Genomic DNA, 21488 nt, shown 5'->3' on the forward strand with positions numbered 1-21488 from the left:
TCTACACCAGCGACACCGAACGCTGCCAGGAGTTCCCCATCTGGCTACACACCTACAATCACCACCGCGGCCACACCGCACTCGGCGGCCAACCACCCGCCAGCCGCGTACCTAACCTCTCAGGTCATTACAGCTGATATGTAGGCACTGTTTGTCAAGAGGCAGGTGAAAGCCGCCCTGGTGGGAGCCGGGGCGGCTTTCGTTTGATCGGGGTCAGTCGGTGTCGCGGCGGTCGTTGATCAACGACGGTGGTGTCAGACTGATATACGCGGGTTGGGTACCGCAAGACGATGGTTCGGCGCGAACGGTGGCTGCTCTCTAGGGACGGGCGTCACACCAGCACTCGGTGAATGCTGTTGTGGCTCATAGCTGTAACGCAGATCCAGTTCGCCTACCTCGCCGCTGGCCGGCCGGCTCCGATCAAGCCTGGTTGGCTGCGCTCAGGTCAGCGTGGCCAGTGACCAGCACCAGCCGGCCAACTCACGGGCGACCGCGACGTTGGCCACGACGTGGTTCTTCTTGCGTTCGTTGAACCGGCACCACTGCTGGTGCAGCCGCCGGTTACCGGCATGCCCACGGGCCTTGAATGCGGGGTCGACCTTGGCCCAGCGGGCCCGCATCGTCGGTCCGGGATTGCGGTAGGGCTGGCGGTGATGCCAGGCCACCTCGATCAACAACCGCCGCACGTGAGCGTTGCCCGCCTTGGTGATCGACCCCTGCACCCGGGAGGTTCCCGAGGAGTACTCGCACGGCACCAACCCGACATAGGCACCGATCGAGCACCCGGTGAACCGGGCCCAGTCCCCGATCTCCACGGTCAACGCCAACCCCGTCAGCGCCGAGATCCCGCGCAGGCAGCCCAGCCGGTCGACCGGGTCAGCCCACCGCGGTGAGGCCGCAACCGCGACGATCTGCTCGTCGAGACGATCCCTGGCCGCCGTCGCGGTCAGCACGGCGTCGAAGTGATGGTCGAAGGCTGCGGTGGTGTGGACATCGTCGAATCGTTGTCGACGCAGCCAGGTTTCGTGCACCCCATTCCAGGCGTGCCCACCCGAATACACCCGGCCCTGGCGCAGCAGCAGTTTGGACAGCCGGTGCCGAACCCGCATCAGGTCGGCGCGGGCGTCTTCGCGGGCCCGCACCAGATCCCGCACCGCCTCCACGTCAGCGTCGGGCACGGTGACCGCGGTGATCTCGCCCAACCTCAACAAGCGGGTCAAATGCGCGGCGTCGCGGGCGTCGGTCTTGACTCGATCCCCAGCCGGACGGATCAACTTCGAGGGTGCGGCGACCACGCAGTCGATCTGGGCATCGAACAGAGCCCGGGCCAGCCCGAACCCCGTCGGCCCGGCCTCATAAGCCACCCGGACCGGGCCGCGCAGCCGGTGCAACCAATCGAGAATCTCGCCGTGATCCGGACACAACCGTGCCCGTTCGACTCGACCCGTTTCTTCATCGACGGCATGCGCAACTACCGAAAGCGCATGCACATCCAACCCGACACTCGTACCGTTGAAACTCACCGGAGGCCTCCTGATCTGCAACTGTGGCTCTACCCCGGCGAGTGTTCACCCGCCATCGGCAACCCACGTCCGATTGCAGCCCGAGGCCTTCGGCCTCAAGTCAGCCTCCATACCGTCTAGATCTCTCCGACGTCGATGGCGTGCTGGACTTCCTGGGCGTGGGCCACCTGCTTGGAGCTGTATCCGATGAGCAGTGCCACACCGCCCGTCACAACGGCGACTCCGGCGATCCACAGCAGGCCGTAGGTGTAGCCATGGTCGAGCGCATGCAGCTGAGCGGCGTTCATGTTCTTCGCCGGTCCATTGGTGCCGCCCAAGTACAACGTGCGCGACGTGATGACGGCCTGGACGACTGCGAGCACCACCGGCCCGCCCAGGTTCTGCAGCATCATCACAATGGCTGATGTCGGCCCGATCCGGTCAAAGCCGACGTCCGTGATCGCCGAGAGCGCCAGCGGCACGATGATCATCCCAATACCGATGCCGCCGAACGTGACCAGCGTTACCAGGGTCGGGAAGTACGGCATGGCGCGATCGAGCGTCGAACCGTAGACCATCGCACCGACCACCAGGATTCCGCCGGTGATCACCACGACCCGCGGCGGAAACCACGACACCAGCTGCGAGGACGCGCCTAGGCCGATGCCCATCGCGATGGTGAACGGGATGAAGCCGACGCCGGCGCGCAGCGCGCTGTAGCCCATCAGCTCCTGCACGTAGAGGCCGATCAGCACGGTGACCGTGAACAACACGCCGCCGCCCAGGAAGATCGCCACAAAGGTAGCCAGCCGGTTGCGGTCGAAGAACAGGTCCAACGGCACGAGAGGGTTATCGGCGGTGCGCTCGACAATCGCGAACGCGATGAACGCCACCAAGGCCACCACGCCCGAACCGATGGTGGTGACGGAGATCCAGCCTTTTTCCGGGCCGATCGAGAAGGCGAAAACGGCCGCGGTGCAGGCCAGCGTGGCAAGGACGGCGCCGGTGGCGTCGAGCTTCATTCGCTCCCGCTGGGTTTCCCGCAGTGTGGTGCGGGCCAGGTGAATCATCACCAGTCCGATCGGCACGTTGACCAGGAACGCCAGCCGCCAGGACACCTCGGTGAGCGCCCCGCCGACGACCAAGCCCATGACCGACCCGAAGCCGGCCATCGCGCCGAACACCGCTGTCGCGGCGTTACGGGCCGGGCCCTTGGCAAAGGTGGTGGCGATGAGCGCCAAGCCGGTGGGTGTGGCGATCGCGGCACCCACACCCTGCAGTAACCGTGCGGTGACCAGGGTCGGGTCATCCCACGCGATGCCACACAAGGCCGAGGCGATGGTGAACAGCGCGACGCCGACGGTGAAGGTGCGTTTGCGGCCGATGGTGTCACCGAGGCGGCCGCCGAGCAGCATCAAACCGCCGAAAGTCAGCACGTAGGCGGTGATCACCCAGCTGCGGCCGGCATCGGTCAGGCCCAAATCGTTCTGAATCTTGGGAAGCGCGACGATCGCGATGGTGCCGTCCATGGTCGCCATCAGCTGCATTCCGCAGATAGCGATGACGGCGGAGAAAAAGCGTCGAGACGGCCGCCACGTCGGGGAAGTCCTGCTTGGAGGGCTTACGGCGGTCTTGGCTGAGGGCACTGGGGGCATATGAACTACTCGCTCGGAGCGTTCAGACGTCCATTCGTGGACAGCCCGCTCTGCGTCGTTGAGAGCCGTCATAAGAACTTACCCTACAGTAATCTTAGGAATCTTTTAAGCGCCGAATGCCGCTACCGTACCGATCACGATGATCGCGGGGGGCCGAATTCCCTCTGAACGGATCTTTTCCGGCGCGTCAGCGAGGGTGGCCCGCAACGTGTGTTCGGCGGCCGTCGTTCCGTGTTGGACCACCAACACCGGCGTATCCGCAGGTCGGCCGCCTTTCAGCAGCGCTTCGGTGAAGAGCTCGATGCGCTCCACCGCCATCAGCAAAACGATCGTGCCCGACATCGCCGCCAATGCGTCCCAATTCACTAACGATTCGGGGTGCCCGGGCGCAACATGGCCGCTCACCACCACAAACTCGTGATTTAGGCCGCGGTGAGTGACCGGAACACCCACCGACGCTGGCACCGCTATGGCACTCGTCACACCGGGGACCACCGTCACCGGAATGCCGGCATCGACACACGCCAGCAGCTCCTCGTATCCGCGCGCGAACACGAACGGGTCGCCCCCCTTGAGGCGCACCACAAACTGACCGGCCTGGGCCCGCTCGATCATGACGGCGTTGATGGCGTCCTGAGCCATCGCCCGCCCGTAGGGGATTTTGGCGGCGTCGATCACCTCGACGTGCGGGGGCAGCTCGGCGAGCAGTTCCGGCGGCGCCAGCCGATCGGCGACGACGACGTCGGCCTGGGTGAGCAGCCGCCGGCCGCGGACGGTGATCAGTTCCGGATCTCCGGGCCCACCGCCGACCAGCGCCACCCCGCCGCGCACCACATCGGTGCTCTCGGCCGTGATGACCCCCTGCTGCAGTGCCTCGCGGATCGCCGAGCGGATTGCCGCCGAACGACGGTGCTCGCCACTGGCCAGGACTCCCACCGACAGCCCGGCATAGTCAAACGATGCGGGAGTCACGGCGCTGCCCTCGACCGCGATGTCGGCGCGGACGCAGAAGATTCGGTGCCGGTCGGCCTCGGCCACCACCGCCGAGTTCACTTGCGCGTCGTCGGTGGCCGCGATCGCATACCATGCGCCGGCCAAATCGCCGTCGCGATACTCGCGAAGCGACAAGGTAATTGCGCTCATCGCCTCGACCGCGCGAGTGGCCGTACGGGTGATGACGTGCACGTCTGCTCCGCTGGCGATGAGCAACGGAAGCCGGCGTTGAGCAACGGTGCCGCCGCCGACCACGACAACCTTCTTGCCGGCCAGCCGTAGGCCGACCAGGTAAGGGTTCTCCGGCGTCGTCACCCGGCGAGTCTCGCAGCTGCGGCGTGGGCCACGAAGCGCGCCGCCGCCTCGGGGGTCGCAGCCGGATGCGTGTGCAGATACGAAGCGTGCACTCCGTCGTGGACCGCGCCATCGCGCACGGCATCCACGTGTGAGCCCCGATACATCCACGCCGGCTGGTAGGCGTCGGTGAATGTGACTGCGGTGCGGTGGAATTCGTGTCCGACGACCCGCTGGCCTGCGCGGTACAGCGGCGAATCGGTCACCGCGACAGCGTCGCGATAGGCCAAGGTGAGGTGCTCGGTGAAGCGTGCCGATCCGGCCAGCACGCCGCACATCGGATGCCCGTCGAGCTCGGAAACCAGGTACAGCAGCCCGGCGCATTCGGCGTGAATCGGCGCACCGGCGGCCGCCAACGCGTTGATCTGGCGGCGGGCGACGTCATTGCCGGACAGTTCGGCGGCGAATTGTTCGGGGAAGCCGCCGGGCAACAGCACCGCGTCGCTGCCGTCAGGCAGCGGGTCGACGAGCGGGTCGAACTCCTTGACGTCGGCGCCGCATGCCCGGACCAGCTCGGCGTGTTCGGGATAGCCGAAACTGAACGCCTTTCCGCCGGCCAAGGCCACGGTGACCGGCTCGGTGACGGGTTCGGCCACAACGGCCGACGGGTCCCACGCCGGATCGGCGACAGGGCATTGGGCGAGCCCGAACACGGCGCCGACATCGACGTGACGGGCGATCAGCGTCGTCATCGCCGCGACCGCGTCGCGCGCCCGCAGATCGTATTCAACGGCGGTGACCAAACCCAGATACCGTGACGGCACCTCTAATTCATCGCGGCGCGGAATCGCGCCCAGTACTGGGACACCGGCCTGCTCGCATGCCTGCCGCAACACCTGTTCATGTCGTGCCGACCCCACCCGGTTGAGCACGACGCCGGCGATGCGGGTCGCGGGATCGAATGTCGAAAACCCGTGCAGAAGCGCGGCGATGCTCTGGCTTTGGCCGCGCGCATCGACCACCAGGACAACCGGAACGGCGAGCAGGGCCGCGATGTGTGCGGAGGACCCGGACGCCGGTATGCGTGCGCCGGCGTCGATGCGACCGTCGAAAAGTCCCATCACCCCTTCGATTACGGCGATGTCGGCGCCGGCAGCACCGTGCGCGTAGAGCGGCCCAATCAGCTGCTCCCCCACCAGAACCGGATCCAAGTTGCGACCAACGCGCCCGGCCGCCAGCGCGTGATACCCCGGGTCGATGAAGTCCGGGCCGACCTTGAAGGGAGCCACGACATGCCCTGCCTGCCGCAACGCGCCGATCAAGCCCGTTGCGACGGTGGTCTTTCCGCTGCCCGACGCGGGTGCGGCAACCATGACAGCGGGGACCGTCACCACTCGATGCCCTTCTGGCCTTTGCGGCCGAGGTCCATCGGGTGCTTGACCTTGGTCATCTCGGTGACGAGGTCGGCGACGTCGACCAACCGCGAGGGAGCGTCGCGACCGGTGATCACCACATGCTGGCTGCCTGGGCGGGCGAGCAGCGTCTGCACCACCTCGTCGACGTCGACCCAGCCCCACTTCAGCGGATAGGTGAACTCGTCGAGCACGTAGAAGTCGTGGCGCCCCGCGGCCAGCCGGCGGGCGATCTCGGCCCAGCCGTCCGCGGCTGCCGCGGCGTGGTCGTCGTCGCTGCCGGTCTTGCGTGACTTACGTATCCAGGACCAGCCGGCGCCCATCTTGTGCCATTCCACCGGCCCACCCAGCCCATGCTCCTCGTGCAGCCGCCCCAGCTGCCGGAACGCCGCCTCCTCACCGACCTTCCACTTGTCGCTCTTGACGAACTGGAACACCGCGACGCTCAAACCGGAGTTCCATGCCCGCAACGCCATTCCGAAGGCGGCCGTCGACTTTCCTTTGCCCGCGCCGGTGTGTACCGCCAGCACCGGCAGGTTGCGTCTGGCTCGGGTGGTCAGCCCGTCCTCGGGGACCGCAAGCGGACGACCCTGTGGCATAAGCGCTTACCTCTCGGCTGTTCAGGCCGCGCTGCGCACGGCCCGGGTCAGATAGTCGGCCCGCAGCTGCTCCAGCCGCACCGACGGGGCGCCAAGCTGCGCTGCCAACTGCTGCGCCAAACCGAGCCGGACATACGACGTTTCACAGTCGACGACCACCGCGGCCACGCCTTCGGCGACCAGCAGCGCCGCCGCTGATCGGCTGCGGCCCAACGGGTCTCGTCCGGCATTGGCCCGGCCGTCGGTGAGCACCACCACCAGGGGGCGTCGGGCCCGATCGCGGACCTTTTCTCGGACCACCAGTTCGCGTGCGGCGAGCAGACCTTCCGCAAGGGGAGTTTGGCCGCCGGTGTCAAAGCGCGACAGCCGCCGCCCGGCGATGTGCGCCGACGTCGTCGGCGGCAGCAGCAGCCGCGCTTCATGCGCGCGGAAGGTGATCACCGCGACCTTGTCGCGCCGCTGATAGGCGTCGCGCAACAGCGACAAGGTAGCGCCGCTGACCGCCGCCATCCGGTCTCGGGCCGCCATCGATCCGGATGCGTCGACGACGAAGATGACCAGGTTGCCTTCCCGGCCCTCGCGGACCGCTCGGCGCACATCGGCCGGTTGCAGCCGCAGCCGACCCGCTCCCTCGGCATGTTCGGCAGCAGCCAACACGGTGGCGAACAGATGCAGGCCATGTCCCTCGGCCTGAGAGTCGGTGGCGGCCACCGCGCTGCCCGAGGCGTTGCGGGCCCGCGATCGACGGCCCGGCGCGCCGGCACCGACGCCGGGCACGGTCAGGGCACGGGTGCGGAAAGTCGCCGACGGAGCGGCGCTGGGCTTGGTCGGTGTTTGTGGGCGCGGCGAATCCATCTGTCGCGCAGCGTCATTCATACTTTGACCGCCCCCGGGCGGTTCGGGATCGGGCTCGGGATCATCGGGCGGGCCGTCCGCCTCCGCCAATGCCGCGTCGAGTTGCCCTGGGTCGATTCCGGGATCGTCGAACGGGTCACGGCGGCGCCGGTGCGGCAGCGCCAACTCGGCGGCCACCCGGATGTCCTGCTCGCTCACCGTGTCGCAGCCACACCACGCCGCGTGGGCAACCGCGGTCCGGGCAATCACCAGATCAGCGCGCATGCCGTCGACGTCGAACGCGGCGCACAGCGCTGCGATCCGACGTAATTCGTTGTCCGGCAATACCACATCGTCGACAAGCTGGCGTGCGGAGGCGATCCGGCGGGCAAGCTCGGCGTCGTCGGCGGCATAACGCTGCGCGAAAGCATCCGGGTCGGCCTCATAGTCCATCCGCTGCCGAATGACCTGTGTCCGAACGTCGATGTCCCGCGACGCGTGCACGTCGACGGTGAGCCCGAACCGGTCCAGCAGCTGCGGGCGTAACTCGCCCTCTTCCGGATTCATCGTGCCGATCAGCACGAACCGAGCCTCGTGCGAATGCGAGATCCCGTCGCGCTCAATGTGCACTCGCCCCATCGCGGCGGCATCCAGCAGCAGGTCGACCAGGTGGTCGTGCAGCAGATTCACCTCGTCGACATAGAGCACACCGCCGTGGGCACGGGACAGCAGGCCTGGTGAGAATGCCTGCTCGCCGTCGCGCAACACCCGCTGCAGATCCAGTGAGCCGATCACCCGGTCCTCGGTGGCACCGATCGGCAACTCGACCAGACGGGCGTCAGCGCCGGCCGGATCACTCGCTGCAGAAAGCAGCGCGGCCAGGCCGCGCACGGCCGTCGACTTGGCGGTGCCCTTCTCGCCGCGGATCAGCACCCCGCCGATCTCCGGGCGCACCGCACACAAAATCAGCGCCAGCCGCAGCTGGTCGTGTCCGACGATCGCGCTGAAGGGGTAGATTTTCACGGCTGGCCCACCGGACCGGCGCGGTGCCCGCCCACCGGACCGGCGCCGTGCCGCACCATGGGCACGTGCGGAACCCCGTCGTCGACGAAGTCGTCGCCGTCACGGACGAATCCGTGCTGGGCATACATCTCCGTTAAATAGATCTGCGCGTTGATCCGGCAGGGATAGTCGCCCACCTCGGCCAGCGCCGCGCGCAACAATCGGGTGGTGTGGCCCTGGCCGCGCGCGCTGCGTTCGGTGCACAGCCGCCCCAGCCGAAATGCCTTGTGTCCGCCCGGGTGCTCCTCCATTAGCCGCAGCGTGCAGATCACCTCGCCGTCGGGGGCCTCCAGCCAGAAATGCCGGGTTTCGGCGAGCAGATCGCGCCCGTCCAACTCGGGATAGGGACGGGCCTGTTCCACCACGAAGACCTCCACCCGCAGCTTGAGCAGCGCGTAAAGCGTCGGCACGTCAAGGTCTTTGGCCCATGCGCGGTGCAATGCAGCGGTCATGGCTCGCCCGCCGATCCGCCCGCCGACGATACAGACCGCGAAGCGGCCGGAGGTGGGGGCGGGCAATCGGGCTCGCCCGCCGACGATGCAGGCCGCGAAGCGGCCTGAGGAGAAGGCGGGCAATCGGGCTTGAGCCTCAGCGCCTTGGTGCCCCACGACCACACCTCCTCGAACAGCGCCGGTTCACCGGAGAGTGCGGCTCCCAACGACGGCACCATGTCTTTAAGGGTAGGCAGCCAAGCCTGGTACCGGTCGGGAAAGCAGCGCTGCAGCACGTCGAGCATCGCCGATACCGCGGTCGAGGCCCCCGGCGACGCTCCGATCAGGCCGGCGATGCTGCCGTCGGCGGCGCCCAGCACGGTGGTGTCGAATTCCAGCACCCCACCCTTGCGCTTGTCCGGACGGATCACCTGCACCCGTTGACCGGCCGTCGTCAGCTCCCAATCGCAAGTCTTCGCGCTGGGTGCGAATTCTCGCAGCGCGCTGACCCGGGCGGGTTGTGACAACTGCAGTTGGCCGATCAGATAGTTGACCAATTTCATCTGGTTGACGCCGGCGCCGATCATGGTCGCCAGATTGCCCGGCGTGACAAAGCGCGGCAGATCCGTGATACGGCCGTGTTTCAGGAATTTCGGCGACCACCCGGCGAACGGCCCAAACAGCAGCCATGGCCGGCCGTTGACGATCCGGGCGTCCAGATGCGCCGCCGTCATCGCCGGTGCGCCCACCGCGGGCAAGCCGTAGACCTTGGCCCGGTGCGCAGCCGTGACCGCGGGATTGCCACTGCGCAGGAACTTTCCGGCGATCGGAAAGCCGCCAAATCCCCTGGCTTCCCCGATGCCAGACTTCTGCAACAGCGGCAGCGCCTGTCCGCCGGCACCGACAAAGACGAATTTGGAGTTCAGCTTTCGGTTTTCACCGGTGCGGCGGTTGTGAATCGTCAGTGTCCAGCTGCCGTCACGTTGGCGGGACAGGTTGCGGACCTCCTGGCCGAACAACACGGTTGTGCCGTTGCGAACGGCGTAGCCGATGAGCTGTCTGGACAGAGCGCCGAAGTCGACGTCGGTACCATCGGCGGCCCAATCGAGCGCAATGGGTTTCGTGGGGTCGGAAAAGTCGCGCCCGGCCGCCATCAACGGCAGCCGACGGGCGAATTCGTCGGCGTCGTCGATCCACTCGGTGCGGCCAAACAGCGGGTTGGCGGCCAGCGCCTCTCGGCGGCGGCGCAGGTAGCCGACGCGCTCTGCGCCCTGCACGAAGCTGACATGCGGAACCGGGCGAAGGAAGCCGCGCACGTCGGACAGGATGCCGTTCTCTGCGGCGTAAGCCCAGAACTGGCGGGTGACCTGAAATTCCTCGTTGACGCGCACGGCTTTGCTGATGTCGATCGAGCCGTCGGACTGCTGCGGCGTGTAAAACAGCTCGCAGAGCCCGGAATGCCCGGTACCCGCGTTATTCCACGGGTCGCTGCTTTCGGCCGCGGCACCGTCGAGTCGCTCGACCAGGGTGATCGACCAGTCGGGTTCCAGCCGCCGCAACAACGCACCCAGGGTGGCGCTCATGATCCCGGCCCCGACCAGCACGACGTCGGCCCTGGCTGCGACCTTCGGGTCCGACACCGGGCTGTTCGTCCTTTGCGATCGAGGGCTGTTCAGATCGCCAGGTTATCCGGCCGGCTCGGTCGCCGTTGTTCGAGGTTGCGCCGCGGATTCCACCGTGATCTGCCACGCTGTGGGCCATGACCTGGCGAAATTTGGCTCCGGCCGTCGCGCTGGCCGCTGTGCTGGTGGCGGGGTGTTCCTCGTCGACCGGTGCGGACGCAGCGCACGGAGTATCCGGCAGCGCCGCGACGCCGTCGCCGACGACCGCGGCACAGCCAGCGGCTCACGGTGTCGAAGCCGCGATCGCGACCATCCCCTGGTCGCAGGCCGGCCCGGGGTGGATGCTGGCCACCTGGACCCCGGTTCCCGGCGGGAAGCCCGGCGCACCGCTCCCCCCGGGCTCGCCCGACCGTGAGACGGCCACCACAACGCTGTACCTGGTCGACTCCGCGGGTGGTCGCTATCCGATCACCACCTTCCCGCCGCCCGGCCAGCACGCGAGTCCGGAGTTGGTGGACTGGTCGGGCGACGGCAGCCACGCCCTGTTCGACGCGCAGTACGCCACGCCGCCGACGGCCATCCTGGTCGACCTGCACACCGGCAGGCAGACGACGTTGCCCGTGCAGGGGTCGCCCCGCTATACCCGCCCGAATGGCAAGGCGCTGTTGTTGTCCGTGCCGCCCGGCCCCGACTCCAAACTCGCGACGCTCGATCGGGTCGACCTCGCCGGCAACCACCAACTCACCTACCCGACCGACAAGCTCGGCAGTCCGTTCAACGGGAACTATCTCTCGACGCCGGACGGGATGCGCCTCGTCCTGGGCACGTCGGCGGGCCTGGCGCTGATGGGCAATGACGGCACTCCCGGGCCGACGCTTCCGATCCCGGGTCAGACCAACTGCAGCCCGTTGCGGTGGTGGGACGAGAGTTCCCTCGCTACCGTTCTCGCGGCGTGCGATGCTCCCGGATTTACCTCGCGGCTGTGGTTGGCGCCCATCGACGGCAACCCACCCACCGCTCTCACCGCGGTCAACGACGGTCAGAAAGGGCCCGATCTGCGCGACGTCAGGGCGTGGCAGCTCCCGGCAGGCACCTTCGTGCAAGCCGAAGGGGCATGCGGCTACCAGTACCTCGCCAAGCTCAACCCCGACGGCACGACGTCGCCGGTGTCGGTGTCGGGCGTGGAACCTGGCCGCAGCGTCATCGTGGCGGGCATCAACGGGGCCGATCTCGACCTGCGAGCAACGGCTTCCTGCGGGGGCGGTCAATCGCTCGTCGACTACAAGCCCGGCACCAATACGTCGACCGTGCTGCTCGGGCCACCGGTCAACGGCGGTGGCGTGATCGCCGCAGTACCCTTCGCAGGCCAGCGCTAGCCGGGCACGCTTTAAGCTGACGTGCGTGACTGGCTGGCAGCCCGATGTCCTACCCCGCTACTGGCAGCTCACCATCCCGCTGGGCGACGATCCCGACGGCGAAGGCGATATCGTCGCGACGCTGCTCCGTCGTGGCGACCCCGGGACGGCCAGCGATGCCGTGCTCGCCGTGCACGGATACACCGACTATTTCTTTCACACCCCGCTGGCCGATCACTTCGCGGACCGCGGCTTCGCCTTCTATGCGCTCGACCTGCAGAAATGTGGGCGGTCGTGGCGAACCGGCCAAACCCCGCACTTCACCACCGATCTGGCCCGCTACGACGCCGAACTGGACCGCGCGCTGGCGGTCATCGGCGAGCAGACCGGTTCGGGCCGAGTGCTGGTGTACGGGCATTCCGCCGGGGGGTTGATCGTGTCGCTGTGGCTGGACCGGCTGCGGCGACGCGGCGCGACAGCCCGTGCCGGCGTCGCGGGGCTGGTGCTCAACAGCCCATTTCTGGATCTGCCCGGTCCGGGGGTGCTGCGCTGGCCGACGACGGCGGCGCTGATCACCGCGATCGCGCGAGCCGGTGATAAACGGGTTGCCCGGGCGTCGGGCGACGGTGTTGGCGGTTATGGCGCCAGCCTGCACCGGGACTACGACGGCGAGTTCGACTACAACCTGCAGTGGAAACCGCTGGGCGGCTTCCCCATCACCTTCGGCTGGCTACGCGCGATCCGACGTGGTCAGGCGCGACTGCATCGCGGGCTCGACGTCGGCGTGCCCAACCTGATCCTGCGCTCGTATCACAGCGTGTCAGAGACCGCCGACCCCACCGCTCTGCAATGCGGCGACGCCGTTCTCGAGGTGGCACACATCGCCCGGTGGGCCGGCTGCGTCGGCAACCGCAGCACCATCGTTCCGGTGACCGACGCCAAGCACGATGTGTTCCTGTCGATGCCGCAGCCACGGCAAGTGGCCTACCAGCAGTTGGACATCTGGCTTGACTGGTACCTCAGCTACCTGCGGTCTTCCTCCAACGCCACGACCCGGAACGGCTGAGGGGCCAGCGGATGGAAACCTACGATCTCGCGATCATCGGAACCGGTTCGGGCAACAGCATTCTCAACGAACGCTATGCGCGCAAACGAGTGGCGATCTGTGAACAGGGGACATTCGGCGGAACCTGCCTGAACGTCGGGTGCATCCCCACCAAGATGTTCGTCTACGCCGCCGAAGTCGCCGAAACGATCCGCACCGCGGCCCGGTACGGAATCGACGCGCACATCGACCAGGTGCGTTGGGAGGACATCGTCTCGCGCGTCTTCGGGCGCATCGACCCGATCGCGATCAGCGGCGAAGACTACCGGCGGGCCTCCCCCAACGTTGACGTATATGACCGGCACACCCGTTTCGGAGCGGTCCAGCCCGACGGCCGCTATCTGCTGCGCACCGACGGCGGCGACGAGTTCACCGCCGAGCAGGTGGTGATCGCCGCCGGAGCGCGACCGGTGATCCCGCCGGCCATCCTGGAGTGCGGGGTCCACTACTACACCAGCGACACCATCATGCGGATACCGGAGTTGCCCGAGCACCTGGTCATCGTCGGAGGCGGTTTCGTCGCAGCCGAATTCGCGCACATCTTCTCCGCGCTCGGTGTGCGGATCACCTTGGTGATCCGCGGCGGCGCACTACTGCGGCACCTGGATGACACGCTGTGCGAACGGTTCACCCACATCGCGTCGACCAAATGGGAGTTGCGCACCCGGCGCAATGTCATCGGCTCCCATCAGGACCGCTCCTGCATCGTGCTGGAACTCGACGACGGTTCGACGCTGAGCACCGACGCCGTGCTGGTGGCCACCGGCCGGGTGCCGAATGGTGATCTGCTGGACGCCGAGCAGGCCGGCGTCGAGGTCGACGACGGCCGCATCGTCGTCGACGAATACCAACGGACTTCTGCGCGCGGCGTTTTCGCGCTTGGCGATGTGTCGTCGCCGTACGAGCTCAAGCATGTGGCCAACCACGAAGCGCGCGTCGTCCAACAGAATCTGCTCTACGACTGGGACGACACCGACGCGATGGTGGCCACCGACCACCGCTACGTCCCCGCCGCGGTGTTCACCGATCCGCAGATCGCCACCGTCGGGTTGACCGAGAATCAAGCCGTCGCAAAGGGTTTCGACGTGTCATGCACTATCCAGGACTACGGTGGCGTCGCGTATGGCTGGGCGATGGAGGACACCACCGGCATCGTCAAGCTCGTCGGCGACCGCGGGACCGGGCGACTCCTCGGTGCACACATCATGGGACACCAGGCCTCGTCGATCATCCAGCCACTGATTCAGGCAATGAGCTTCGGGCTCTCTACCCCACAGATGGCTCGCGGTCAGTACTGGATTCACCCGGCGCTGCCGGAGGTCGTCGAGAACGCCTTACTTGACCTGTCCTGAAGAGCCGTCCTGCTGGCATTGCGGGCACAGGCCGTGCAAGGTGAGGCCGGCGCGTTCGGACAGCGTGAACGAACTGCCCGCCATCGCATGTTCCAGTGCTGAGGCCAGCCGTCCGGCCGGCACTTCGATGATCGAGCCGCATCGGGTGCACACCGCGTGATGGTGCGGGTCGGCGGCCAGGCCGTAGGTGGTGACCCCGCCCTCCAGCGTCAGCGCATGCAGCACACCCTGGTCGACGAGCGTGGTCACCGTGCGGTAGATCGTCGCCAAGTCCGGCGGCTGGTCTTCGGTGGGCAGGCACTCACGCAGCCGCTGATCGATTTCGGCCACCGACAGATGGCCGTGGACCGGCTCGAGCACTGCCAGGACCGCGATCCGAGACGCCATCCGACGCAGCCCATGGGCCCGCAGCAGTTCGCCGATCCGCTCGGTGACGGCCGGATTCAATGCCGAGGGCTTGGCCACCCACCCAGTATGCGCCTGCCAAACTGACGTGATGACCGGTTCGATCTGCGACGTGCTGCCCGCCGCGGCTGCGCTGCTTTCGGTTCCCGGTGCGGTGGACGCCCTCGGAGTATCGGAGTGGGTGAGCGATGTGAACCGCGTCGCGGTCGTGCTCGTCGACGGGATGGGCTGGCATCTGCTTCCGACATTGGCCGCCGATGCGCCGCTACTGGCGTCGGTGCTGGCCGGCGAGACCGGACGGCTGGACGAACTCGCCTGTACCTTCCCGTCGACCACACCGACCAGCCTGGCGTCGTTGACCACCGGGGTCGCACCCGGCGAGCACGGGATCCTGGGCTTCACCGTCAAGCTTCCCGACACCGACCGGGTGCTCAACCACATCGTTTGGCGTGACGATCCCCCGCCGGCCCAATGGCAGCCCGTCCCAACGTGGTTCGAGCGGCTGCAGCACGTCGGCGCCCGGGCCGTGCTGCCTGCGGCGTTCATCGGCAGCGGCCTCACCGAGGCGACATACCGCGGCGCGCAATTCCACCCCGCCAACAGCGGCGACGACTACGCGCAATTGGTGGCCGACCAGTTGCACGCGGCGCCCGGATTGCTCTACGCCTACACCGCCGAACTCGACACCGCGGCGCACCTGTTCGGCATCGGCTCGCCCGAATGGCACGCCGCCGCGGCCCATGTCGACGCACTGCTGACCCGACTGGTCGAGGCGTTGCCGTCGGACGCCGCGCTGCTGATCACCGCCGACCACGGCGGTCTGAACGTGCCGGCAGATGAGCGGATCGACCTTGACGCCGATTCCCGGTTGAGTGCGGGAGTGCAAGCGGTCGCCGGCGATCCACGGGTGCGCTACCTGCACACCGAGCCGGGCGCGGCATCCGACGTGATCGCCGCCTGGAGCGAGCTGCTGAACGGACGCGTTGAGGTACGCAGCCGCGACGACGCCGTCTCGGCGGGGCTGTTCGGACCCGTGCGTCCCGACCACCTGCCCCGGGTCGGTGATGTCGTCGTCACCTGCACCGGTGACGCGGCGGTGCTGGCCACTGCCCATGAGCCGCCCGAAGTAGCTCAGCTCATCGGCTTCCATGGGGCTGCTACCCCGGCCGAGATGGCGATCCCGCTGATCGTCTTCCGCGGCTGACTAGACGGCGTTAACGTCGGCGCGCCGTTGGGCCGCCAGCCACTCGCCGCGGCTCGGTGAGTGTCGGGTCCGTGATCCGATGGCCCGGCCTCGCAAAATTAACCTCGCGGGCTGGTGCATGAGATCCTCGCAGAAACCTCACCTACACAAGAATCGCAATAACGGCGACAAGTATAAACATTGCAATACCCTTACATGCAAATTTATCGCAATAATCCTTTCTGCGAGATATTCGCAGAATTCCTGCGAATCGTCTGCAGGACGTTTACCCGTGGTTTAGCGTCGTGACGGTCGGGCTTTTCTTTCCAGATGGGACGCGACATGGCCGCTGACACACTCAGCCGGCAACCTTCGTCGCGGTCTTCTCGGCTACGGGGCGCTTTGACCCCCGACGAGTGGCTGCGCTTGGGATCGATGTTCGCGGTTATCGTCGCGCTGCATGTGATCGGCTGGGGCACACTGATACTCGTCGTTGAGCCGGCGCACTTGAGCGTCGGAGACAAGGCATTCGGTATCGGCATCGGCCTGACCGCCTACACGCTGGGGCTGCGCCACGCATTCGACGCCGACCACATCGCCGCGATCGACAACACCACCCGCAAGCTAATGAACGACGGGCAGCGGCCGCTTAGCGTCGGGTTCTTTTTCTCCCTTGGCCACTCCTCGGTCGTGTTCGGGCTGGCACTGCTGATCGCAATCGGGCTCAAGGCAATAATCGGGCCGGTCGAGCAGGACTCTTCGGCCCTGCATCACTACGCGAGCTTGATCGGCACCAGCGTCTCGGGCGTGTTCTTGTATTTGATCGCCATCATCAATGTGGTCATCCTGATGGGCATCGTGCGGGTGTTCGCGCGGATGCGCCGCGGCCACTACGACGAAGACGAACTCGAAGCGCAGTTGAATAACCGCGGACTGCTCAATCGGGTGCTCGGCCGCTTCACCAGATCGGTTACCGCGTCGTGGCATATGTATCCGGTCGGAGTGTTGTTCGGCCTGGGCTTTGACACCGCAACCGAAGTCGCACTGCTGGTGCTGGCCGGCACCAGCGCCGCGGCCGGCCTGCCGTGGTATGCCATCTTGTGCCTGCCGGTGCTGTTCACCGCGGGCATGTGCCTGCTGGACACCATCGACGGCTCGTTCATGAATTTCGCTTACGGCTGGGCGTTTTCCAACCCTGTTCGCAAGGTCTACTACAACATCACCATCACCGGCCTTTCGGTGGTCGTCGCGCTGCTCATCGGCAGCGTCGAATTTCTCGGGCTGCTCGCCGAACAGTTCGGCTGGACCGGCGGATTCTGGAGCTGGCTGGGCGGCATCGACCTCAACGCGATTGGTTTTGTCATCGTCGGCCTGTTTGTGGTCACCTGGGCCGGCGCCTTGTTGATCTGGCGCTATGCGCGCATCGAGGAGAAGTGGACGGTGCAGGCCGAACGCGTCGGCTGAAACGCGTCGATGAGAAGTCGGCTTGGGTTCACGCCAGGCCGCGATCACCACCACGCCGAAATCAGCTTTGATCAGTGGCCGGTCCGCGTAGGAGATGCAGCCGGGTAACGGTCGCCTGCGTCAAGGGTTTTGACGAGGATACCGCACCCGTAGCTGGCTCGCCCGGGCAAGCCCACAACACAAATCGACGACCGTAATTTTTCCATCCGGTCCTCGGTGCGGTGCTCGCTGCCTGAAATCAGTCTGCGCCAAGCCATTTCTCGCACACGTCCACGCCCTGTGGACGTGTTATCGGAGTGCGCCCAGATGACGATGCACCCGCCGGGGCTGCCTTGCTATCCGAAGGAGCAGTTCATGTCGTTCGTCAATATCGTACCCGAAATGCTGTCCACAGCAGCGGCCAACCTGCAAACGTTGGGCTCCGCCGTGTCTGCCGAGAACGCGGCGGCCCTAGTTCCGACCACAGGTCTGATCCCCGCCGCTGCTGACGAGGTATCAGCTTTGACAGCAATGCAATTCGCTGCGCACGCACACGCGTACCAGGCGGTTAGCGCGCAGGCTGCAGCGATTCACCAGATGTTCGTAAACATGTTGGCGGCCGGCGCCGGTTCGTACGCCGCCGCTGAAGCTGCCAACGCCGTCGCCACAAGTTAAGGAGTGTTCTGCAATGGATTTCGCAACATTACCGCCGGAAGTCAACTCCGGGCTCATGTATGCCGGTCCGGGTTCCGGGCCCATGATCGCCGCCGCGGCGTCTTGGGACAACCTAGCCACCGAATTATTCTCGGCGGCAGGTGATTACGGGTCAGTGATCTCCGGCCTTACTAGTGGTCCATGGCGAGGTCCGGCGTCGGCGTCGATGGTTGCCGCCGCCGCACCGTACGTGTCGTGGATGAGCGCCACCGCGGCGCAAGCCGAACAGGCCGCGGGCCAAGCCAAAGCGGCGGCCGGCGCCTACGAAACCGCGTTCGGGTTGACGGTGCCCCCGTCGGTCATCGCCGCCAACCGAACGTTGTTGGCATCGCTGATCTCGACCAACATCCTGGGCCAGAACACCCCGGCGATCGCAACCACCGAAACCCACTACGCGGAGATGTGGGCCCAGGACGCCGCGGCGATGTACGGTTACGCCGGATCCTCAGCGGCCGCATCGACATTGACGCCGTTCGTCGAGCCGCCGGTAACCACCACGGCGACGGGAGCGGCCGCGCAGGCCGGCGCGGTCGCTCAGGCCACCGGCACCGGAACACAGACGACGGTCTCGCAACTGGTGACTGCGGTACCCGCCGCGCTACAAGCGCTCGCTGCCCCCGCGACGTCGTCGGGGTTGGGGTCGGGGCTCATGAACGTCCTCAACTTCCTGACCGGGAACGGCTCCGGAACGGGGCTGTCGGCAATCTTCAACGAACTGTTCAGCTCGAGTGGCTTGGGGTTGAACAACAACCTCTGGAACACCATCTTCTCGTCCGGGTTTTACATGCCCGGCAACTGGTTGGGCACCATGACGGATCTCGTCGGCCTGGAAGCTCTCGCGGGCGCCGATCAGGCAGCGGCTGCAGCCGATAATGCGGCAGCTGCGGCCGAAGGAGTTGCGGGCGAGGGACTCGGCGGTGCGCTGGCGGGCCCGGCCGCGGGAGTCGGCGAGCTCGGGGGTCTGGGCGGCGCCGTGTCAGCGGCCCTGGGCCGCGGTACGGCGTTGGGAGCGCTGGCGGTGCCGCCCAGTTGGAATGCGGTCGCCCCGGTGACAAGCCCTATTGCGCCGATGTTGGGGGGTGCTCCACTCAGCGCTCCGCCGGCGGTCGCGGCCGGCATGCCGGGGATGCCATTCGCCAATCCAGCCGGAAACCACCTCAACGGCACCACTCCCCGATACGGGTTCCGCCCGACGGTGGTGGCACACCCACCGGCGGCCGGGTAACCGACTGCCCTACAGCGGGGTGGTGTAGGCGGCGCTGATTCCGCCGTCGACCAAGAACGTCGCCGCGGTGATGAACGACGCGTCGTCACTGGCCAAAAATGCTACGGCAGCGGCGATTTCGTCGGCTTCGGCGAACCGGCCCATCGGCACGTGCACCAGTCGCCGCGCGGCGCGGTCGGGATCCTTGGCGAAAAGCTCCTGCAGCAGTGGGGTATTCACCGGCCCGGGGCACAGCGCGTTGACCCGGATGCCCTGCCGCGCGAACTGCACGCCGAGCTCGCGGGACATGGCCAACACCCCGCCCTTGGACGCGGTGTAGGAGATCTGAGAGGTGGCCGACCCCATCACCGCGACGAACGACGCCACGTTGACGATCGACCCTTTGCCTGCAGGCGCCATGTGCCGCAAGGCCGCCCGGCAGCACAGGTACACCGATTTCAGGTTGACGTCTTGTACCCGCTGCCATACCGGCGGCTCGGTGTTCTCGATCAGCTCGTCGTCCGGTGGCGAAATGCCCGCGTTGTTGACCGCGATGTCGACCGATCCATAGGTGTCCGCCGCGGTGTCGAACAACGTGTTGACGCTTAGCTCATCCGAAACGTCCACCTCGACATACAGGCCGCCCAGTTCGTCGGCGGCCGCCGCGCCGGTCTTCCCGTCGATGTCGCCGATGACCAGGGTGGCTCCCTCGGCGTGCAGCCGCCGGGCCGAAGCCAGGCCGATACCGCCGCCTCCGCCGGTGACAACGGCGACCCTGCCGGCCAGCCGCCGACTCAGATCCGTGCTCACTGGTGCACCATCCCTGTGTCGGTAGTTGTAGAACGGCTACCGATGCACCCGAGGTGCCGTTGGGTCATCGCCCTGCTTGCTTGACGCTTGGACGTCCAGCATGAGTTTTGCGAGACCCGACGGTTACCCGGGGTGTGCCGACCGTCGACAGGGCTGAGCGCCGTCGAGCGCCGAACAGTGAGCGAACCGGCAGTCACGCCCCGGCACCGAAACATGGGTGCCTCCCCACTGGGACTAGCAGCGAGGAGGCTGTGATGAAGTATGCCCCACCTGTATTGCCGGAGAAACCCGCTCACGGCGTGACGTGCGGAATCGATTGGGCGCGTGACGATCACGCGGTATCGGTCGTCGATTCCAGAGGCTGCGAGGTCCATCGAAGCACCGTTGAGCACAGTTCTACGGGCTTGCGGACGCTGCTGGCATTGCTCGCCCGCTCCGGCGTGGACGAGGTAGCCATCGAACGTCCCGACGGGCCCGTGGTGGATGCGCTGCTCGGTGCGGGTATCGCCGTGGTGGTGATCAGCCCCAACCAGCTGAAGAACCTGCGCGGCCGCTACGGGTCGGCCGGCAACAAGGATGACCGGTTCGACGCCTTTGCGCTGGCTGACACGTTGCGAACCGACCGTGCCCGGTTGCGGCCCCTGATCCCCGATACCCCCGCCACGGTGGCGCTGCGGGCCGCCTGCCGAGCCCGCAAGGACCTCGTCGTCCACCGCGTCGGATTGGCCAACCAGCTGCGTGAACACCTCAAACGCGTCTACCCCGCCGCAGTTGGCCTGTTCGCCGACCTCGACTCGCCGATCAGCCTGAAATTCCTGCGGCGCTTTGATTCCCAGGGCCGCGCCGACTGGCTCTCGCCCAACCGCCTCGCCGCCTGGCTGTCCTCGGTCGGCTACTGCGGCCGCGTCGATCCTGCTGTTCTGCACGCCCGCCTCACCAGCGCCCCGCGCGGCGCCATCGGCGACGAAGGCCTCGCTGCAGCCCACATCACCCGTGCACTGCTGGCAGCCTTGGACACCCTGGTCGAGCAGATCAAAACCCTGTCCGAGCAGATCGCCGAACAGCTCGCCACCCACACCGACGCGCACATCTTCACCAGCCTGCCCCGCTCCGGCACCGTCCGCGCCGCAAGGCTTCTGGCCGAAATCGGTGACTGCCGCAGCCGATTCCCCACCCCCGAATCGCTGGCCTGCCTGGCCGGCGTCGCCCCATCCACCCGCCAATCCGGCAAAATGCGCTCGGTCGGATTCCGCTGGTCCTGCGACAAACAACTGCGCGACGCCGTCACCGACTTCGCCGCAGACTCCCGCCACGCCAACCCCTGGGCCACCGACCTGTACCGCCGCGCCACCGCCCGAGGCCACGACCACCCCCACGCCGTACGCATCCTCGCCCGCGCCTGGCTCTACGTCATCTGGCATTGCTGGCAAGGCCACACCGCCTACGACCCAACCCGACACAACGCCCTCCAACGCCTGCTCAACCAACAAACAGCCGCGGCTTGACACAGGGC

General features: G+C 66.9%; 18 protein-coding genes and 1 pseudogene. 9 read left to right on the forward strand and 10 right to left on the reverse strand.

Going from position 1 to position 21488, the window contains the following annotated elements; translation table 11 throughout:
• Positions 1-137, forward strand: a pseudogene (locus ACLQI9_RS21680) (IS481 family transposase); the annotation flags it as partial.
• 303 nt (positions 138-440) lie between these two features.
• Here the strand turns inward: ACLQI9_RS21680 and ACLQI9_RS21685 are convergent.
• The 8 genes from ACLQI9_RS21685 to mqo all read right to left on the reverse strand — a co-directional run bounded on the left by ACLQI9_RS21685 (position 441) and on the right by mqo (position 10422).
• Positions 441-1523: an IS110 family transposase gene (locus ACLQI9_RS21685; protein WP_442392167.1), complete on the reverse strand. Its 1083-nt coding sequence runs from the start codon at positions 1521-1523 to the stop codon at positions 441-443.
• A 116-nt stretch (positions 1524-1639) separates the two neighbouring features.
• The gene (locus ACLQI9_RS21690) at positions 1640-3229 is read right to left on the reverse strand and encodes an MFS transporter (RefSeq protein WP_442382561.1); all 1590 of its coding nucleotides are present in this window, start codon (positions 3227-3229) and stop codon (positions 1640-1642) included.
• A gap of 33 nt (positions 3230-3262) precedes the next feature.
• Positions 3263-4465 carry a uroporphyrinogen-III C-methyltransferase gene (gene cobA / locus ACLQI9_RS21695; RefSeq protein WP_442382560.1) on the reverse strand — a complete coding sequence of 401 codons (1203 nt, stop codon included), beginning with the start codon at positions 4463-4465 and terminating at the stop codon, positions 3263-3265.
• Positions 4462-5835, reverse strand: coding sequence for a cobyrinate a,c-diamide synthase (locus ACLQI9_RS21700; protein ID WP_442382559.1), 1374 nt, complete (start codon positions 5833-5835; stop codon positions 4462-4464). Before ACLQI9_RS21700 ends, cobA begins: the two co-directional genes overlap by 4 nt.
• On the reverse strand, positions 5832-6455 hold the full coding sequence (gene cobO, locus ACLQI9_RS21705; RefSeq protein ID WP_442382558.1) for a cob(I)yrinic acid a,c-diamide adenosyltransferase: 624 nt from the start codon (positions 6453-6455) through the stop codon (positions 5832-5834). The genes ACLQI9_RS21700 and cobO overlap by 4 nt, the downstream gene beginning before the upstream one ends.
• Positions 6456-6476: 21 nt before the next feature.
• Positions 6477-8312, reverse strand: coding sequence for a magnesium chelatase subunit D family protein (locus ACLQI9_RS21710; RefSeq protein ID WP_442382557.1), 1836 nt, complete (start codon positions 8310-8312; stop codon positions 6477-6479).
• Positions 8309-8803, reverse strand: a complete 495-nt coding sequence (locus ACLQI9_RS21715; RefSeq protein ID WP_442382556.1) for a GNAT family N-acetyltransferase — start codon at positions 8801-8803, stop codon at positions 8309-8311. The genes ACLQI9_RS21710 and ACLQI9_RS21715 overlap by 4 nt, the downstream gene beginning before the upstream one ends.
• Positions 8800-10422, reverse strand: a complete 1623-nt coding sequence (gene mqo / locus ACLQI9_RS21720) for a malate dehydrogenase (quinone) (RefSeq protein ID WP_442382555.1) — start codon at positions 10420-10422, stop codon at positions 8800-8802. The genes ACLQI9_RS21715 and mqo overlap by 4 nt, the downstream gene beginning before the upstream one ends.
• Before the next feature lie 119 nt (positions 10423-10541).
• Here mqo and ACLQI9_RS21725 point away from each other — a divergent pair, with 119 nt between their 5' ends.
• Genes ACLQI9_RS21725 through mtr form a run of 3 tightly spaced genes read left to right on the forward strand, consistent with a single transcriptional unit; the run spans position 10542 to position 14216 of the window.
• On the forward strand, positions 10542-11780 hold the full coding sequence (locus ACLQI9_RS21725; protein ID WP_442382554.1) for a hypothetical protein: 1239 nt from the start codon (positions 10542-10544) through the stop codon (positions 11778-11780).
• Between the two features lie 25 nt (positions 11781-11805).
• Entirely contained in the window at positions 11806-12825 is a 1020-nt protein-coding gene (locus ACLQI9_RS21730) for an alpha/beta hydrolase (RefSeq protein WP_442382553.1), read from the forward strand.
• 11 nt (positions 12826-12836) lie between these two features.
• Entirely contained in the window at positions 12837-14216 is a 1380-nt protein-coding gene (gene mtr, locus ACLQI9_RS21735) for a mycothione reductase (protein ID WP_442382552.1), read from the forward strand.
• Here the strand turns inward: mtr and ACLQI9_RS21740 are convergent.
• Positions 14199-14681 carry a Fur family transcriptional regulator gene (locus ACLQI9_RS21740; RefSeq protein WP_442382551.1) on the reverse strand — a complete coding sequence of 161 codons (483 nt, stop codon included), beginning with the start codon at positions 14679-14681 and terminating at the stop codon, positions 14199-14201. The two genes, mtr and ACLQI9_RS21740, sit on opposite strands and share 18 nt — an antisense overlap.
• Before the next feature lie 31 nt (positions 14682-14712).
• Between ACLQI9_RS21740 and ACLQI9_RS21745 the strand changes: the two genes are divergently transcribed.
• The 4 genes from ACLQI9_RS21745 (at position 14713) to ACLQI9_RS21760 (ending at position 19186) form a co-directional block, all read left to right on the forward strand.
• Entirely contained in the window at positions 14713-15825 is a 1113-nt protein-coding gene (locus tag ACLQI9_RS21745) for an alkaline phosphatase family protein (RefSeq protein ID WP_442382550.1), read from the forward strand.
• Positions 15826-16146: 321 nt separating this feature from the next.
• A complete protein-coding gene (locus ACLQI9_RS21750) occupies positions 16147-17268 on the forward strand; it encodes a HoxN/HupN/NixA family nickel/cobalt transporter (RefSeq protein ID WP_442382549.1) in 1122 nt (373 codons plus the stop codon).
• 354 nt (positions 17269-17622) lie between these two features.
• Entirely contained in the window at positions 17623-17922 is a 300-nt protein-coding gene (locus ACLQI9_RS21755; protein WP_442382548.1) for a PE family protein, read from the forward strand.
• Between the two features lie 13 nt (positions 17923-17935).
• Positions 17936-19186 carry a PPE family protein gene (locus tag ACLQI9_RS21760; RefSeq protein WP_442382547.1) on the forward strand — a complete coding sequence of 417 codons (1251 nt, stop codon included), beginning with the start codon at positions 17936-17938 and terminating at the stop codon, positions 19184-19186.
• 9 nt (positions 19187-19195) lie between these two features.
• On the opposite strand, the gene ACLQI9_RS21765 is transcribed toward ACLQI9_RS21760, so the two are convergent.
• Positions 19196-19975, reverse strand: coding sequence for a 3-oxoacyl-ACP reductase (locus ACLQI9_RS21765; RefSeq protein ID WP_442392168.1), 780 nt, complete (start codon positions 19973-19975; stop codon positions 19196-19198).
• Between the two features lie 254 nt (positions 19976-20229).
• On the opposite strand from ACLQI9_RS21765, the gene ACLQI9_RS21770 reads away from it, so the two are divergent.
• The gene (locus ACLQI9_RS21770; protein ID WP_442382545.1) at positions 20230-21480 is read left to right on the forward strand and encodes an IS110 family transposase; all 1251 of its coding nucleotides are present in this window, start codon (positions 20230-20232) and stop codon (positions 21478-21480) included.
• Positions 21481-21488: the final 8 nt, after the last annotated feature.

Origin of the sequence: Mycobacterium sp. (genome assembly GCF_052143115.1) — a bacterium.
Lineage (GTDB): Bacteria > Actinomycetota > Actinomycetes > Mycobacteriales > Mycobacteriaceae > Mycobacterium.

Coding starts and splice junctions, on each gene's coding strand:
- ACLQI9_RS21760 (WP_442382547.1), top strand. CDS start 17,936: ATGGATTTCGCAACATTACCGCCGGAAGTCAACTCCGGGCTCATGTAT.
- ACLQI9_RS21725 (WP_442382554.1), top strand. CDS start 10,542: ATGACCTGGCGAAATTTGGCTCCGGCCGTCGCGCTGGCCGCTGTGCTG.
- ACLQI9_RS21750 (WP_442382549.1), top strand. CDS start 16,147: ATGGCCGCTGACACACTCAGCCGGCAACCTTCGTCGCGGTCTTCTCGG.
- cobO (WP_442382558.1), bottom strand. CDS start 6,455: ATGCCACAGGGTCGTCCGCTTGCGGTCCCCGAGGACGGGCTGACCACC.
- ACLQI9_RS21770 (WP_442382545.1), top strand. CDS start 20,230: ATGAAGTATGCCCCACCTGTATTGCCGGAGAAACCCGCTCACGGCGTG.
- mtr (WP_442382552.1), top strand. CDS start 12,837: ATGGAAACCTACGATCTCGCGATCATCGGAACCGGTTCGGGCAACAGC.
- ACLQI9_RS21715 (WP_442382556.1), bottom strand. CDS start 8,803: ATGACCGCTGCATTGCACCGCGCATGGGCCAAAGACCTTGACGTGCCG.
- ACLQI9_RS21690 (WP_442382561.1), bottom strand. CDS start 3,229: ATGACGGCTCTCAACGACGCAGAGCGGGCTGTCCACGAATGGACGTCT.
- ACLQI9_RS21755 (WP_442382548.1), top strand. CDS start 17,623: ATGTCGTTCGTCAATATCGTACCCGAAATGCTGTCCACAGCAGCGGCC.
- ACLQI9_RS21745 (WP_442382550.1), top strand. CDS start 14,713: ATGACCGGTTCGATCTGCGACGTGCTGCCCGCCGCGGCTGCGCTGCTT.